The 16,435-nt window shown below is 41.1% G+C and carries 14 protein-coding genes; 2 read left to right on the top strand and 12 right to left on the bottom strand.

Annotated features, from left to right (window positions below):
- The 7 genes from DW103_RS18505 to DW103_RS15635 all read right to left on the bottom strand — a co-directional run.
- Nucleotides 1-230, bottom strand: a 230-nt coding sequence (locus DW103_RS18505; RefSeq protein WP_233545715.1) for a hypothetical protein, incomplete at its 3' end; no start/stop codon positions are given.
- Nucleotides 231-256: 26 nt separating this feature from the next.
- Nucleotides 257-1,372 carry a glycoside hydrolase family 5 protein gene (locus DW103_RS15660; RefSeq protein ID WP_233545714.1) on the bottom strand — a complete coding sequence of 372 codons (1,116 nt, stop codon included), beginning with the start codon at nt 1,370-1,372 and terminating at the stop codon, nt 257-259.
- A gap of 95 nt (nt 1,373-1,467) precedes the next feature.
- A complete protein-coding gene (locus tag DW103_RS15655) occupies nt 1,468-3,216 on the bottom strand; it encodes a phospho-sugar mutase (RefSeq protein WP_122277821.1) in 1,749 nt (582 codons plus the stop codon).
- A gap of 115 nt (nt 3,217-3,331) precedes the next feature.
- Nucleotides 3,332-5,017, bottom strand: coding sequence for a M23 family metallopeptidase (locus DW103_RS15650; protein WP_122277819.1), 1,686 nt, complete (start codon nt 5,015-5,017; stop codon nt 3,332-3,334).
- Between the two features lie 13 nt (nt 5,018-5,030).
- On the bottom strand, nt 5,031-6,068 hold the full coding sequence (locus DW103_RS15645; protein WP_122277817.1) for an endonuclease/exonuclease/phosphatase family protein: 1,038 nt from the start codon (nt 6,066-6,068) through the stop codon (nt 5,031-5,033).
- A gap of 6 nt (nt 6,069-6,074) precedes the next feature.
- The gene (locus DW103_RS15640; protein ID WP_122277815.1) at nt 6,075-7,550 is read right to left on the bottom strand and encodes a hypothetical protein; all 1,476 of its coding nucleotides are present in this window, start codon (nt 7,548-7,550) and stop codon (nt 6,075-6,077) included.
- 153 nt (nt 7,551-7,703) lie between these two features.
- Complete coding sequence (locus DW103_RS15635) at nt 7,704-9,161, bottom strand: aminoacyl-histidine dipeptidase (RefSeq protein WP_122277813.1); 1,458 nt, start codon at nt 9,159-9,161, stop codon at nt 7,704-7,706.
- A 147-nt stretch (nt 9,162-9,308) separates the two neighbouring features.
- Here DW103_RS15635 and DW103_RS15630 point away from each other — a divergent pair, with 147 nt between their 5' ends.
- On the top strand, nt 9,309-9,527 hold the full coding sequence (locus DW103_RS15630; RefSeq protein WP_122277811.1) for a hypothetical protein: 219 nt from the start codon (nt 9,309-9,311) through the stop codon (nt 9,525-9,527).
- Nucleotides 9,528-9,555: 28 nt separating this feature from the next.
- Complete coding sequence (locus DW103_RS15625; RefSeq protein ID WP_122277809.1) at nt 9,556-10,155, top strand: OmpH family outer membrane protein; 600 nt, start codon at nt 9,556-9,558, stop codon at nt 10,153-10,155.
- A gap of 139 nt (nt 10,156-10,294) precedes the next feature.
- Here DW103_RS15625 and DW103_RS15620 read toward each other — a convergent pair whose 3' ends face one another.
- The 5 genes from DW103_RS15620 to DW103_RS15600 are packed head-to-tail and all read right to left on the bottom strand — an operon-like array spanning nt 10,295 to nt 16,154.
- On the bottom strand, nt 10,295-11,782 hold the full coding sequence (locus DW103_RS15620; RefSeq protein WP_122277807.1) for a UxaA family hydrolase: 1,488 nt from the start codon (nt 11,780-11,782) through the stop codon (nt 10,295-10,297).
- Entirely contained in the window at nt 11,782-13,224 is a 1,443-nt protein-coding gene (locus DW103_RS15615) for a tagaturonate reductase (protein ID WP_122277825.1), read from the bottom strand. The genes DW103_RS15620 and DW103_RS15615 overlap by 1 nt, the downstream gene beginning before the upstream one ends.
- Before the next feature lie 22 nt (nt 13,225-13,246).
- The gene (locus tag DW103_RS15610; RefSeq protein ID WP_122277805.1) at nt 13,247-14,173 is read right to left on the bottom strand and encodes an amidohydrolase; all 927 of its coding nucleotides are present in this window, start codon (nt 14,171-14,173) and stop codon (nt 13,247-13,249) included.
- 3 nt (nt 14,174-14,176) lie between these two features.
- Nucleotides 14,177-15,193, bottom strand: coding sequence for a zinc-binding alcohol dehydrogenase family protein (locus DW103_RS15605; RefSeq protein WP_122277803.1), 1,017 nt, complete (start codon nt 15,191-15,193; stop codon nt 14,177-14,179).
- Nucleotides 15,194-15,221: 28 nt separating this feature from the next.
- Entirely contained in the window at nt 15,222-16,154 is a 933-nt protein-coding gene (locus DW103_RS15600) for an aldo/keto reductase (RefSeq protein ID WP_122277801.1), read from the bottom strand.
- Nucleotides 16,155-16,435: the final 281 nt, after the last annotated feature.

The following is a 16,435-nucleotide window of genomic DNA, read 5'->3' as shown; positions in this document are numbered from 1 at the left end:
AACATATTCAGTTTCAGATTGTTTCTAATGCGTTTGCCCTGGTTTAACCTTGCGATTTTACTTTCAATATATATTGAATTCAAAAACGATAATTGTCTTTCTTGAAAACAACAATTATCGTTTTTACTTTCATCAATAATTGAAAGTAAATTTGCTTGGGTGAAAATAAAGAAACCGCCGTATGCCTTTTCGATAAAGCATGCGGCGGTTTCTTTATTTGTAAGATACATTTTCGATGTATATATCCGGTCTGTCGTTATTTGTGTGGTTTGTTTGTCTGTATTTCGATTAATTCCCAGTAAGGTTTCCCGTCTTTGAAAATACCGAAACCTTCTTTGTAATCCCAAGTCGCATGGGCGATACCCATTTCTTCGAACGCTGAGCAAATATCTTGATACCAGCGTATTCTGTCTGCGTCCGGAGCGGTTTCCAAACAAGCATATTCTCCGCAATAAACACGTAACCCCAGTTGGTTGGCGTGATCGAGTACTTGCTGGAAATGGGACTTCATGACCTCTTTGTTGAATGTTTGAGTTGTATACCATTTGAATTTTTTGGCAACGGCTTCCGGTTGTTGTTGCAGGTCTTCCGGATGAATGACGATTCCCGGATAATGTACCGGACCTGTATATTCTTTATTCTCAGTCCATAAAGCGCGATAATGGGTGAGTAGGAAAGGTAAATAATAGTGGAAACTGATTAGGATATGTTTGTCGTTTTCCGGGACACGCAAATCTTTTATTGTTTCATATCCTTGCCATCGATTTGAGCCGATTACGATTGTACGGTTAGGTTCCGATTTTCGTACGACAGCTGCGCATTTGTTGGCAATCATGTTCCAAGTTTCAGCATCGTCGGCAACCGGTTCATTCATTAACTCGTAAGCGACCATGTTGTTTGGATATTTTTTCAATTCTTTGCTGAGTAATCTCCAACATTCGTAAAAACGTTCTTGGGCGGCGGCATCAGTGAAAAGTGGTTTGACTTTTTCATTAAAATGATGAGAACGCAAGATATGAAGGTCTATAATCGCTTTAAGGTTATATTTGGCACACCATTTGAGTCCATTGTGTAAAAGCTTGAATGCTTCCGGGTCCGGTTTCCCGTCTTTGGAAAACATTTGTTCTTCATCGATTGGAATGCGCAAATGGTCGTATCCGGCATCTGCTAGAAATTTTATATCTTTTTCTGTAAAATAATTCGCCCGTTCTTGTCCGCGGGCCTCGCTTTGAGATAGCCAATGGGCAATGTTCAATCCTCTGTGTACCGTAAATTCGTTTTTGTCCGCCGGGACAGTTTTGGGGGAATTGGCATAAACGTCGGTCAATAAATTCCCAGCCAGGAGCATGATTAGTAAGACTGTTGTTCTCATCTGATATTAGTTTTAAGTCAAAAAGCCGGAATGTTCATCTGTTCAGACGAGTCATTCCGGCTTTTCAAATAATTAAAATCGTTTATGTTTGAAAATCAAATACCCAACGATGCTTTAATTGCTTCGATTTTTTCCGTTGCCACTTTTTCAGCTTCGGGTAGTTCGTCTACGCTGTTCACTTTTGAATGGACTTCGCAGTAGAATTTGATTTTCGGTTCCGTACCGGAAGGACGGATAGACACTTTTGTATTATCTTCCGTAAAATATTGTAATACATTGGAAGTTGTCGGCATATCCAGCGACAATGTTTCGTTGTCGGTATAATCATACCCCTTCAAAGAAGCGTAATCATAGAATAGGGTAACTCGTGAACCGGCGATTTCCTTCAACGGATTTTCGCGGAATTGTTTCATCATCGCTTCGATTTCCTCAGCACCGCTCTTGCCTTTTTTCACAACGGAGATGCCTTTTTCTTTTGAGAAACCGTACTGGACATAAATTTTTTGTAACAATTGATACATGGTTATGCCCTGGTCCTTTGCCCAAGCAGCAATTTCCGCTAGAATAGCACAAGCTGAAACTGCGTCTTTGTCGCGTACAAAATCTTCGCATAGGAAACCGTAACTTTCTTCGCCGCCGCCTATATAATTTTTCTTGCCTTCGTTTTTCTTCATCACGTCGGCAATCCATTTAAAGCCGGTGTATACGTCGTATACTTCAACTCCATTCTTCTCGGCGATTGTACGGATGAGTTCGGTTGTGACAATTGTCTTTACGATGTATTCTTTTCCGTTTATTTTACCCAGTTCTTTCCAACGTGTAATCAGGTAATAAACGAACATCAAGGCTGTTTGGTTGCCGTTGAGCAATACCCATTCCCCTTCGTTATTTTTAACGGCGGCGCCAACACGGTCGGCATCTGGGTCGGAAGCAAGAACCAGTTCGGCATCCGTCTCTTTTGCTTTTTCAACAGCCAATGCCAACGCTGCCGGTTCTTCCGGATTCGGAGATACTACTGTCGGAAAATCACCGCTTACGACATCCTGTTCGGGAACATGGATAATGTTTGTGAATCCAAATGCCTTCAAAGTAGCAGGGATTAGACGAACACCTGTCCCGTGAATAGGCGTGTATACGATTTTCATGTCGTGATGGCGGGAAATTGCTTCCGGAGATAATGAAATCTTTGTCAGGTCGTTGATATATTGTTTGTCTATTTCCTGCCCGATTATTTCAATCAGTTCCTGATTTCCTTTGAATTTGATTTCACTGGCATTTCGAATCTTATTTACTTCGGCAATTGTGTTCTTATCGTGTGGGGCAATCATTTGTGCACCATCGTCCCAATAAGCTTTGTAGCCGTTGTATTCTTTTGGATTGTGCGAAGCAGTCAGGATAATACCGCTCTGGCATCCCAACTTGCGGATTGTGTACGACATTTCCGGTGTCGGACGAAGGTCTTCGAACAGATAGACTTTAATCCCGTTGGCTGAGAAGATATCGGCAGAGATTTCAGCAAATTTGCGGCTGTTGTTACGGCAGTCGTGACCGATAACCACTTTGATTTCATTCAGGTCTGCAAATTCCTTTTTCAGGTAATTGGATAATCCTTGTGTGGCTGCACCGACCGTATAAATGTTCATACGATTCGAACCTACTCCCATGATACCCCTTAAGCCACCTGTGCCGAATTCCAGGTCTTTATAGAATGATTCGATGAGTTCCGTCGGATCTTCATTATCCAGAAGAGCCTGTACTTGTGCACGTGTTTCAGCGTCATAACTTTTTGTAAGCCAGCTTTGTGCTTTGCTTCTTACCATTTCTAACAGATCTTTATTCTCCATGAGCTTATGTCTTGCTAATGTTGTTTATTCTTTTATTTTGAAGGAAACAAATATACGAATAAATCGTCTAATGCAAATGTCCGGTACTTATTTTTGAATAAAAGACAGCGTTTCCTTACCAGACAAAAGATTGTGTATATTCCGATTGGTTTCCGGCTGTGTCTGTCACAACCAGTCTTAGTTCGTGTTCTCCTCGCTGGAGACGCTCTTTATCAAATTTATAAGTGATGACGGAGCGGTTATTCATTTCGAAAAGAACATATTGCCCGTCTATTTCTCCCCTATAGGTCTGTACGCCGCTAAGATTGTCGGATAGTTGGAATACGAATGCCTGTTTGCTTATCCATGTGTTTGCCTGAATAGGGGTGATAGTCGGTGCTTTTGTATCTTGGCCGATAGAGTATTCTCCTAATTCACGGATGTCGGCATCAATCCAACCGTTTCGGTAAGAACCGCCTATCCAAGAAGGATGCCCGTTTTGATAGCGGACGATGCCATACTGTTTTTTGTCTGCCAACGTATCTGTTTGCAAACGCAATGAGAGTCGAGCTGTATTGTGAAAAGGGAGAGGGGAATCATGCAGAATATGAGTGGCAGCCAATGCTGTGCTATCTTCTTTAACGGTGTAATGAAAATAGAAGTCATTATATAAATTACCTTTCGGAATTGTGAGCCGGATGCCTTTGGCTCCGAAGCGGTTATCACTTCCCCAGTGAAATAATCCCCGTCCTTCCCTATCCGGTTCCGGGACAGGTTGTTCTTTACCGTCTATCCAGACGGATAGTTGGGTTGTGTTGCCGAATGCATCCGACAGGCTATAAGTCAGATGGTATGTTTTCTGCTCGTCGATATGGATAATACCCCGCTTGAAGCTCTCTATGAAACGAAGACGGTTGCCGGGTTCTACAAAGCTACGCATATAGAAGGAGCGGTGTTTTTTCCATTCTTCATAATCGGTATAGCTATTTAAAAAACGACTTTCGCTAAACGCAAAACGATTCAGGTTGCTGTGATAGATAATCTGGCTATCCAAGCGAAGTGTGATGTCTCTTATTCCGTAAAAATTGGTCGTATTATCCATATAATCGTACGCTTTTACCGCAAGTCCGATATCTCCCCAGGCTTCGATTTTCCCGGTTAGGGTCTGTTTCCCGTTTTTAGCCGTGACAGGCTTGAGTTCAAGTTTCCGATTACTACCGTTTACGACCCCTTTCCCTTCTATCGGGAAAATCAAAACCCCTTGAATTTTAGGAGGCTGCGTATCCGTTATTTTTTCTTTAAAGAAATCGAGGGGATCTAAAACTTCTTCATTTTCTGTGTCGCGTACTTCAAAATGGAGATGTGGTCCGGCAGAGCCACCGGTGTTTCCGCTATAAGCTACTATTTCACCGCGTTTAACCGGTATCAGCTCCGGTGTGAGTACCAAGTTTACATTGAAACTCTCTTGCTCATATTGCCGGGCTTTGACATAATCTGCAATTTTGGGTGCGTATCTCTGAAGATGACCGTATACGGTGGTAGTGCCGTCCGGATGGGTCAGATAAAGTCCGTTTCCATATCCCCACGGACTGACGGATATGCGCGAAACATAGCCATCCTGGACCGCATGAACGGCTTTCCCTTCTGCTCCTTGAGTTTTGAAATCTATACCTGAATGAAAATGATTGCTCCTTAACTCCCCGAAATTCCCGCTCAATAAAATAGGAATATCAAGGGGCTGACGGAGTTGTTGGGCGCAGATGGAGTGGTATCCATTACTGGCAAGCAGGCAAAGGCCTATTATGAAAGTATGTAATCGCATGTCTTGTCGAATGTTAATGCGACAAAGATACAAAAAAGTCGACAATAAGTGGGAGATGATCGCTATATCCTCCCTCATATTTAAAACCATAAAAAGTACGTAAGGTACGTTTCCCGCGCCAGGTTTTGTCGTTTGTAAAGAGGAAATCGGGTGCAAATATCCGGATACTTCCGGTTTTGATGTGCATGGAGGTTGCTTTGTCCACTAGATTACCTGAAACAATGATTTGATCCAATTGGCTCCATTCTCCTTGATATTTATGGCTTCCGTGATGATTTAAAATGTGCGGGTCCGCAAAAAGATTATAGAGTGCGGAAGAAGAGGAATTGTCCTGCTCGGAGAGTGGAACGGCAGATAATATCCGGCGGATACTTTCATTTTCGGGTGTATCATTAAAATCACCCATAATCAGGATTTGCGGAAAAATACGAATTTTCTGTAATGAATCACATAAAATCCGTAGAGTGCGGGCGGCATCGAAGCGGTCGTTTTCACTTTCTTTTTCACCTCCGTAACGAGAAGGAAAATGGCAAACAAATACATCTAATAGATTGCCACTGATGACTTCTCCCCATACATGTAGAATATTCCGGGTATGTTTATGTTTTTCCCTGCTAAAACGAACCGGATACTCCTTTTGGCCAATATATCGAAATTTATCCCGTTGGTAAAGTAGTGCGACATTGATACCGCGCGTATCTTCACCATGTGTCATGCAATACCGGTAATGTTGTTGTTTGAGAGGTGTACGATGAAGTAGGTGAAACATGACAGAATCGTTTTCTACTTCGCAAAGGCCGACCAGAGCGGGAGTATCCCATTCCCCGGCAGCACTGATTACGCGGGCTATTTGTTGTAGTTTATGATAATAACGTCCTTTTGTCCAATGCCGGTTGCCTGAAGGTAGAAATTCCTCGTCCGCTTTATCCGGATTATCTTCTGTGTCGAAAAGATTTTCCACATTGTAGCTCATTACCCTGAACAACTGCTGGGCCGGAAGCGAAAGAGATGCCAGAAGTAAGAAAAATGTCATAGTTAAGATTTTCAGCATAGTTTATTAGTTGTTTTTTTCTTCGTCTTCTTTCGGAACAAACTCGTAAGCTCCTATATCCGGTCCGTCATTAGTCAAACGGTTTATACCGTAACGGTCTATCGGATATTTTTGAGTAACGAATAAATCAGCCTTGCCCACTCCTAATGAGGTTAACGAGTCCGGACGGAAATCAAATTCATATTTATTTTTTTCGCCTCCTTTCAGCCGGTATGACGGACTGACGTCTGTAAATATCACGTTGGTGAACTGCGTATTATTGTCACCTTTCGATTTGATGACACAATGATTGAAAATATAGTCGAAAGTCGTACCGTCGGAAATAGAGAGATTCATTTCCCCTTTGTATTTCTCTTCTTTCTTACCGGAAGCGAAACTTCCGTCAATCATACAGTTTTCGAATGTCGCATTCATGGGATAATTAATGTTGTTTGCATTATTCGATAGAGTGAGACACGGAAGAGTTCTTTTAGCCAATGTGATATAATTAGCCAATGTACAATGGATGAAATTGTATTCTCCTCCTATCAGCATAACAACACTCCCTCCGGCATTGCTCAATTCCGTATTGATTACTTCAATATTGCAATTGAGTGCGAAGAACAGGTTCTGGCTCATATTGGTGATTTGCGAATTATTGATTTTCAACTTGGATTGTTCCGGCGATGATTCTTCGAAAGTCAATCCATTGGTCCCGTTTTTGATAATCACATTATCCATTACGTTGTCGAAGCTTTCGGCTCGAAAGAAAATGCCTCCCCATTGTCCGGGTGTCCGGTCATAAGGCAGTATGTCGTTCAGGATGAAGTCCAAGCGGTCTCCACGGAATTGAATAGATTTTTCGCGTGTACCTTTGGCCACGATTGTTCCGTCATTGATTATTTTTGCTTTATCGTGCATATATAGAATGGCCCCGGGAGCAATATCAAGCGTTGTACCTTTAGCAATTGTCAGACTGTCATAAATCAGATAAGGTAAATCTGCTGCGAAATGTGTGTCTTTTTCCAGAACGAGTCCGCCTTTGTATAAATGGACATTTTGCCCGTAGGCCTCCAGCCTGACGGATTGTTTGATGCCATTTGTCGTGAAAAGAACGGAATCGTCAACCAGTAACGGTTGATTTTCCTGATTCGGATTGACCGTTACTTCCACAAATACATATAAACTATCTTTTGCCTGTATTCTGATATCCTGAAAATAATCACCTTTCCGCCCGTCTACATTTATACGAAAACCGGTTGCTTCTCCGCTGGCCAGCATGATTTCGCTAATTAATAAAGGCTGGTTGTTCTGATTGTATATCATAAATTCTTTGGTTGCGGAACCGATAGTCGTGAATACGGTATCGAAAGAAAGCGTATCGGCCGAAAAACTCAGACGATGGTTGGGATTGGTCGAGTAGTTTTCGTCCAATTCGTTGCATGACAACAAGTTGAATGCCATTGTGAGTAGTATGAGTAACGGTGCAGCTAATCTTTTCATTTTATTCAAATATTAATAAAAATGCCTTTGTGTTCTTGTTTAATAATCTATAAACAATTTAATTATAAATAAGTTTTCAGGCATTAACATAAAAAAAGAGGAGAAACACCTTGAAAATGTTAATCCTCTTTTTATAACGGATAAATTATCGTTTTATTTTGCGGGGATGCTCTTTAATAGTTCGAGTAAATGAGACCACCACAAACCAACTGTATCAATTTGTATGCGTTCATTGGGTGAATGTACGTCACGAAGTGTCGGTCCGAAAGAAATCATATCCAGATTTGGATATTTTTCGAGGAATAAACCGCACTCCAATCCGGCATGAATTGCCATAATTTTAGCCTCTTTGTTAAATAAACGTTTATAGGTTTCTTGTGCGACCTTCAAAATCTTAGAGTTCGGGTTTGGAGCCCATCCCGGATAGCCGTCGCCATGTGTAACTACTGCGCCTGCCAGCTTGAATACGGAGGCTACTTGGTTGGCAATCATGTTTTTACAAGATTCGATAGAACTGCGCTGGCTTGTACCGACAATAATTGTATTATCCGGACCCATTTTTACGGATGCCAGATTGGTCGATGTTTCCACCAGCCCTTCGATATCGTGGCTCATACCGATTACGCCGTGCGGACAAGCATGTATAGCCCAGATTATTTTTTCTTTCCAGGCGTTGCAGATACATGTTTTCGGACATTCGGTCGACTCCATAGAAATCCGGACATTCGGATCTACTTGTTTAAGTTCGTTTTCGATATCGGCAGCATAATGATTCAGCAAGATACGAACCGTTTCTTTATTTTCCGGTTGCAGACCGATAACAGCTTGTGCTTCACGTGCAATGGCATTTCTAAGATTTCCGCCGTTGATGGAGCAAAGTGTAAAATCTACATTCTCGTTCAACAGGTACAAAAAGCGAATCAATATTTTATTGGCATTGCCCAGCCCTTTGTGTATTTCTCCACCGGAATGGCCACCGTTCAACCCTTTTACATCGATGACGAAATATTGCATGCCTGGATTAGTTTGTACCGGTTCATAATGGAATACGGCTTGTGTATCTTTGCCTCCAGCACAGCCCATAAAAATTTCACCTTCGTCTTCGCTGTCGAGGTTCAATAGAATATCTCCGGTCATGAATCCTTTTTGGATAGCTTTGGCTCCGGTCAATCCTGTTTCTTCATCGACGGTAAATAGGCATTCTATCGGTCCGTGTTCAATATCGTTGGATGCCAGGATAGCCAGTTCGGCGGCAACTCCTATACCATTGTCGGCCCCTAGTGTTGTCCCGTTGGCACGTAGCCAATCCCCATCTACAATTGTTTCAATCGGGTCGGTATCGAAATCATGGACAGTACCGTTATTTTTCTCACAGACCATATCCATGTGCGATTGCAGAACGACAACCGGTAAATTTTCTTTGCCGGGAGTGGCAGGTTTCGACATCAGGATATTTCCGACGGCATCCTTTTTGATAGCTATTTTGTACTCTTTGGCAAAAGATTCGAGGAATTCAATCATTTTACCTTCCTTCTTCGAAGGACGAGGAACTTGTGTTACCTGGTGGAAGAACTTCCAGACGATTTCAGGTTTTAAATCAGTAATCTTCATAATGTTACAATATATTATAGAGATGGCTCTATAGTTAATAATACCACAATATACCGAGTAATGTATGAAAAAAAGTACAATTAAATACCAAAAACATACTTTCTAATCACTTAAACTCTTATATTTGCGTCCACAAATATATAGAAAATGCTTACAACGTTATTGCTTACGGTCATAATTCTTGTTATTTGTGTAGTATTACTGAGTGTGAAAATCCTTTTGAAGAAAGGCGGGATGTTTCCGAATACACATATCGAAGGTAATGCCGCACTAAGAAAGAAAGGAATATATTGTGCCAAGACACAGGCAAGAAGAGATAGTATGCAGAGAAATCTATATGACAGACTGAACGAAATAGAAAAATAAAAATAAATAAAGATTTAATTTACACTTTATGAAGAACATTAACTACGTAATTAATGGTGTACTGGCGGTTGCTGTCGTAATCTTGTTTGTTATGCAGTTTTCCGGAAAAAAAGAAGCGTCTGTCGCAACATCTTTCGCGGCAGAAGATTCAACAAGTTTATTTCCAATCGCATACGTCAATGTGGATTCTTTGTTACAGAATTACAATTATGCGAAAGATTTGAACGAAATAATTGTAAAAAAGCAGGAAGATTATCGCGCAAGTATCAATCAAGAAATGAATAACCTGAATAGTGAAGCTCAGGATTTTCAGCGTAAATTAGAAAATAATGCATTTTTGACAACAGAAAGAGTTACACAAGAAAGAAATCGTTTGGGGAAGAAAGAACAGGATTTGAGAGAGCGTGCTGCTAAAATGGAGCAGGAGCTATCTCTTGAACAAATGAAATTGAACGAACAACTTCGTGATACTATCGTTGCTCAGCTGACTATTTTCAATAAAGATAAAGGCTATCAAATCATATTCAGTAATACAATGGGAGATAATATTCTGTTGGCAAATCCTGCTTATGATATTACAGCTGAGCTGTTGGCTTTGTTGAATAAGAACTATTCTTCCGGCAAATAGAAATTACAGAGATAATTAATAATAAATGAGCCGGTCTTTTACAAGGGACCGGCTTTTTGATTTTTATCCGAAATAGAGTTTTGCAACTTATCATACTATTATTTTAATTGTGTGTTCGTCCTTGCATGGGTTATGATTGTTATAAAGTTACTCCTGTTTTAAATATAGCAATCTCACGGTAGCTATTCTTTTCGTTGTTTACCCGTTTGCCATTTGCTACGGAAATGATATAATCGATGAAATTTTTCTGAATGTTTTCAAGACTTTCATCTTCAATCATAGTTCCGGCATTGAAATCTATCCAATTGGGCTTTTTCAAATAGAGAGGGGTGTTACTCGATATTTTCAACGTAGGTACAAAGGTCCCGAATGGTGTACCACGTCCTGTCGTGAACAATACAATATGGCAACAAGAAGCAGCCAAGGCTGTACTGGCTATCAAGTCGTTCCCAGGCGCACACAATAAGTTCAACCCTTTCGATGTCAATCTTTCACCGTAAAACAGCACATCTCGTACAGCCGAAGTTCCTGCTTTTTGCGTACAGCCCAGCGATTTTTCTTCCAAAGTAGAAATGCCTCCCGCTTTATTGCCGGGGGAAGGGTTCTCATAAATCGGTTGCTTGTTTTCTAAAAAATAGGACTTGAAATCATTGATTAGATGCACTGTTTTGTCAAAAACAGTTTTCGACTTGCTCCGGTTCATCAAGATTGTCTCTGCACCGAACATTTCCGGTACTTCTGTTAGGACAGTCGTTCCTCCCTGTGCCACCAGAAAATCGGAAAAAAAACCTAACAATGGATTGGCTGTAATACCGGAGAAACCATCCGAACCGCCACACTTTAACCCAATATTCAATTCACTTAGAGGGACTTCCGTCCGTTTATCCAGTGAAGCGATTGTGTATAGTTCCCGTAAAAATTCCATTCCCGTTTCCAGTTCGTCGGATACCTTTTGTGTTTCCATGAAACGAATGCGTTCCGTATCATATTCCCCTAGTAGCTCTCGAAAAGCACTAATCTGGTTATTTTCACAACCTAAGCCAACCACAAGAACTGCGCCTGCATTCGGATGCAAGACCATATTCCGTAAAATTTTCCGGGTATTCTCGTGATCGTCACCCAGTTGGGAGCAACCGTAATTATGGGGAAAAGCAACGATTGCATCAATATTAATGGCTTGTGTCTCCTGTCGCAATTTGTCTGCCAACCGTTGGACAATGCCGTTTACACAACCGACAGTTGGAATGACCCAGATTTCGTTCCGAATTCCTACAGACCCGTTCTTACGGCGATACCCTTTGAAGGTAAGCGACTTTCGGGATGGTTGTTCAGTAATAGGATGCGGATTAAATTCGTATTTTTGTAATCCTTCCAGATTTGTTTTGATATTTTTTTCATTCACCCAACTTCCGATGGCAATCGCTTCACGGGCATGCCCGATAGGTGCGCCATATTTAATAATATCGTTTCCTTTCTCAAAATCCTGCAAAGCTATTTTATGGCCTGCCGGAATATCTTGCCGGATTGTAATGACTTTATCGCCAAATTCCAAAGATGTACCGCCGTGCAAATCTTGCACGGCAACAGCGACGTTATCGACGGGATTTATTTGTATATAAGTTCGCATCAACAAATTTCTTTAACAACATCCAGCATTCCTTTTTCCTGAATAGCATCTAGAAAGTTTTTCACCATTTCCGTCAATCCTGGAATTTGGTTTAAGTCTTCTTCCCAGATAGAGGAAGCAGCCAATACTCCTTCCGCAACTTTCTGCGTCGAGCCGGTGGCCCAGAGTCTTTGTAGAAGTTGAAGATTTTCGGTAGAATCATTCGGTTCGGCTTTAGAACCATCGGCACGTGTCTCTCCTTTATAATAAGTGATAATCGCAGCTAGCCCCAGAACAAGACCTTTCGGTAATTCACCTTTCCGCTGTAAATATATTTTTAATCCCGGCAAATCGCGTGTTTTATATTTGGGAAATGAATTCAGCATGATGGAAATAACCGAATGGTCGACAAATGGATTGCTGAAACGTTCCATTACATCTTTGCCGAACCGAGTTAGTTCCTCTTTGGGGAGATTCAGTGTTTCCAATAGCTCTTCAAACATCACTTTATAAATGTATTTTCCCAATATTTCATGTTGACAGGCGTCCCGTACAATATTTACTCCGGAAAGCCAGCTCACAGGGGACAGAACCGTATGGGGACCATTTAATAAAGTCACTTTCCGCTGATGGTAAGGCTCTTCACTTGGTACGAACAAAACATTCAGCCCTGCTTTATCTGCCGGAAACTCACGGGCAACCGATTCCGGAGCCTCAATTACCCATAAATGGAATATTTCAGCTTGGACAACCAAGTTATCATTATATTGTAACCTCTCTTTAATCGCTTCAATTTCTTTTCGCGGGAATCCGGGAACAATCCGGTCAACTAATGTTGCATAGACACCACAGGCATCAGTAAACCAAGTCTTGAAATCATCGCCTAACTGCCACAATTCGATATATTGATAGATGATTTCTTTCAGTTTATGCCCATTCAGGAATATTAGTTCACATGGGAAGATAATCAATCCTTTGCTCTTATCACCGTTGAACGTTTTGTAACGGTGGTAAAGTAATTGAGTCAGTTTGCCCGGATAGGAGGATGCAGGCGTATCTTCCGGTTTACAGGACGAATCGAATGCAATACCTGCTTCTGTCGTATTGGAGATGACAAAGCGTATATCCGGTAGTTCTGCCAATTTTATAAAAGTTTCGAAATCCGTATAAGGATTTAAAGCTCGGCTTATCACATCGATTCGGGTAAGACTGTTTACTTTTTCCCCCTTGTCCAATCCCTGTAGGTTGACATGATACAGACAGTCCTGCGTATTCAACATATCGACCATCCCTTGTGCAATAGGTTGAACTATCACTACACTGCTATTAAAACCAACCTTTTCATTCATTTTCTGGATAATCCAATCCGCAAATGCACGAAGAAAATTACCTTCACCGAACTGGATGATACGTTCCGGGTACAGATGTGTATTTTGTGCTGTTTTTCTATTCAAATATTCCATTGTGTTATTCATTCTTTAGACATTAATCTTCCGACATATTTTTGATATAGGAAGGAACTGATAAATTTTTTAACCTATAAAATGCTTCCGCGTTTTTTCCTAAAAACAGCACTTTCTCTTCTTCAGACAGAATGTTTGATTTGATTATGAAATCATACGACATTCGATAAGTTATGGCAACGATTGTACGTGGATAATCAGAGCCCCACATCAGTTTTTCTATACCAACAAGCTCTGCCGCTTCCTTAATAGCTCGAACTGCGCCTGAAAACGGATAGAATTCTTTATTGAAAAGCCATACGATACCACCCGATTCTATCATCACATTTTTATGCCGTGCCAATTTTATTTGTTCCAGCCAGTCTTTACAAGTTACCATTCCAAAATGCCCGATGGCAATTCGTAATGAGGGATATTCGGAAATGATTTCATTCATTTCACTCACCTGTTCCACGCCTTTTGCCAAATCTATAGATAAAAGGATATCTTTTTCTTCCATGAGTCGGAACATTTTCATCATTTCATCGCAAGTAAGCAATATTCGGCTTGTATCGGTAACCAATCGTTGGGCCGGAATTTTTATAGCCCTGAATCCTTGTCTTATCAGTTCCTCCGCATGCGAGAAAAAAGATGGCTTACGTGCATCAACCATACCACAGCAAAGAAAGCGATTCGGATATTTATTCTGTACTTCAAGCAGATAGTCGTTTTGCATTCCGTCAATATACTCCTGTGTGATAATGGCAGCCGATACTTGCGCGTAATCCATGTTGGCAAGAAATATTTCAGCCGTATTTCTCCCGTCAATCATGAAGGGGGGAAGCATTTGCCGTATTTCTCCCATAAATTCGGACTTTCCGTTCTCCAGGCTCCGGATTTTTTTCCCTTCTACTTCTGCATCTTGATACAGCCAAAGGTGGGCGTGAGCATCGATTATAGAATATTGCATAGCTTAGAAATGTATTAGGATTCGAAATACTTTACCCGGGTCATCCGACCATTTATCTAAAGCCTCTTGTACTTTTTCCGGTGGATAGACTGCTGTAATAAATTCTTCAACGAGGCTGTCTCCGCGTTTCATATATTCCATTACAGCCTTAAAGTCACATGGCATGGCATTACGTGATCCTCTGATATCCAACTCTTTTTTTACAAAATATTGTGTATCGAAAAGAACTTGCGTTTTGGCATAACCGATATAAACGACCCTTCCCGTAAAAGAGACCTCTGAGATAGCTGCCAGGTAAGTGTCTGGACGGCCAACCGCTTCTATGATAACATCGGAGCCACGTTTGTGTGTAATCTCCCGAACTTTCTCATGAACATTCTCTTTGGATGAATTTATAGTATAATGTACCCCGAGCCGTCGAGCTAAAGTCAGTTTTTTATCATCTACATCTACTGCAATCACTTTAGCTCCCCGAATAACCGCACGAACAATTGCTCCGATACCAATCATTCCACAACCTATTATCATAACTGTGTCCGAATCGGTCACGGTTGCGCGGTCTACAGCGTGAAAACCGACGCTCATCGGCTCCACTAACGCAAAATCACGTACTGAAATAGCATTGTCGGCGATGATTTTCTCCCAGGGGACAAGTAAATATTCCGACATGGCTCCATCACGTTGCACACCGAATGTTTGATTAGATTCACAAGCATTGTATCTTCTATTTTCACATGCCGGACAATGCCCGCAACTGGTATAAGGATTTACTGTTGCATGCATACCCGGTTGCAGGGAAGACGGTACGTCTTCCGCTACCGCTTCTATTGTGGCACCAATCTCGTGTCCGAGTATTATCGGAAGTTTTACCAATGGATTTAATCCCCGGAAAGTATTCAAATCCGAGCCGCAAAAACCTACATAACCGATTTTTAGTAAAACGTGTCCGGGCTTCAATTCCGGCTTCAAGGTATCAATAAGCCTGGTTTTTCCAGGTTCTGTTATTTGTATAGCTCTCATTCTTGATGATTCGTTTATTCTTACAAATTTAACTGTTTACCCAAGTATCCCGGTATCCCGGTTCAAATATTTTGCGAACTTTTTCCAACAAGCTTTCATTCAAGGGAGTCGTTGCATAACGGATTGTTTTTAATACATTTTCGGGATTTGCCGTACTAAATAAAGTGGTTGCTATTCTAGGATTTGCCACAGAAAAACTTACTGCCATTTGCTCAATTGGAACGCCTTCCGATTTGCAATATTCAACAGCTCTTCTTGCTAACCGCTTTAATGCTTCCGGAGCTGGATGCCAATCAGGAACACCCCGTTCGGTCAGTAATCCCATGGAGTATGGAGAAGCATTGATTACACCAATGTCTTTTGATTCGAAATAGGTTAGATAGTCGGCTAAAGCATCATCGTTTAGCGTATAATGACAAAAAGACAAAACGCTTTCGACTGTTCCAGCTGGTACATGGTCAATTACATATTTGAAGTGGCGTAGGTTTAAATTCGTTATACCCACATGTTTTACTATTCCTTCCTTGCGTAATTCCACTAAAGCCGGAAGAGTTTCATTACAGATTTGTTCCAAATCAGCAAATTCAATATCATGAATATTGATTAGGTCAATATAATCCACATGCAATCGTTCCATACTTTCATAGACACTTGTTTTCGCTTTCAGAGCAGAATAATCCCATGAGTTGACGCCATCTTTTCCATAACGTCCGACTTTCGTAGAGAGGTAATAGCGGTTGCGCTCTATGTTCTTCAACGCTTTTCCAAGTACAGTCTCCGCTTTCAGATGTCCATAATAAGGAGAAACATCAATGAAGTTAATACCGTTGTCTACAGCAGTATAAACTGCTTCAATGCCTGCATTTTCTTTTATGGCGTGGAAAACACCGCCTAAAGAAGATGCCCCCAAACTAATATTGGAGATATTCATCCCTGTTTTCCCTAACTCTCTGTATTCCATATTGTTTATCTAATTAATATTATCTTTAAGCTCAAAGCATAGTGAATACAAATGTAGGCTAACTAATTGTATTACACAATAGAAAGTCTGGTTCTTTGTGATTTATTGTATCGGCCGATGAGGTTGGTTTTTTATTGCTTCGTCTATGGTTTTCAGATGTTGCCGGCGAGAGCATGAAGAAAGGGTATAAAAGAAAAGTTCCCTCGGCAGGAAACTTTTGTTCCCTCGGCAGGAAACTTTTGTTCCCTCGGCAGGAAACTTTTGTTCCCTCGGCAGGAAAC

It is taken from the genome of Parabacteroides sp. AM08-6 (genome assembly GCF_003473295.1).
Taxonomy (GTDB): domain Bacteria; phylum Bacteroidota; class Bacteroidia; order Bacteroidales; family Tannerellaceae; genus Parabacteroides.
Note: the sequence above shows the minus strand (reverse complement) of the source record. Positions and strands in the feature narration are given on the sequence as shown.